The 516-nt window shown below is 61.0% G+C and carries 1 protein-coding gene; it reads right to left on the bottom strand.

The window, feature by feature from the left end:
- On the bottom strand, positions 1 to 476 hold a 476-nt coding region (locus BN2476_RS44885; RefSeq protein WP_235851269.1), incomplete at its 3' end, for an MFS transporter.
- Positions 477 to 516: the final 40 nt, after the last annotated feature.

Below are 516 nucleotides of genomic sequence, written 5' to 3'. Positions count from 1 at the left end.
GAGTGGGTCTGCTGCACGATGAAGCCCGTGACCACCGGTGCCAGCGCGCCGCCGAAGTAGCCGCCGAAATTCTGCATGGCGCCGATGGAAGCGGTGCAATTGGCGGGCGCGGCAACGGACGCGGTCGCCCAGGCCGCACTGCTCGAAACATACAGCAGCAACATCGAGATCGAAATGAAGACGACCGCCAGCGTCACATTGTGCGTGAGGCCGGTCAGTACCGTGAACACGGCGACCCCGAAAAGCGAAGCCGCCATCGGATACTTCCGGCTGTTGATCGCCGACACGCCTCGCCGTGCGAGCACGTCGCAAATCTTTCCGCCAGAGAGACTGCCCACCACGCCAAAGAGATAGGAAACCGCGGCCACCCATCCCGACTTCGCAATAGTCAGGTGAAGTTCCATTTGCAGGTAAGACGGCAACCACGCGTTGTAAAGCCACAAGACGTAGATCGTGCCGAAGAATCCGAGCAGCATGCCCCATGTGGTGCTGAACTCGAACAGACGGCGCCACTCG

The organism is Paraburkholderia piptadeniae (genome assembly GCF_900007165.1).
Classification (GTDB): domain Bacteria; phylum Pseudomonadota; class Gammaproteobacteria; order Burkholderiales; family Burkholderiaceae; genus Paraburkholderia; species Paraburkholderia piptadeniae.
The sequence above is the reverse complement of the archived record's forward strand: the minus strand, read 5'-3'. Positions and strand labels throughout refer to the sequence as shown.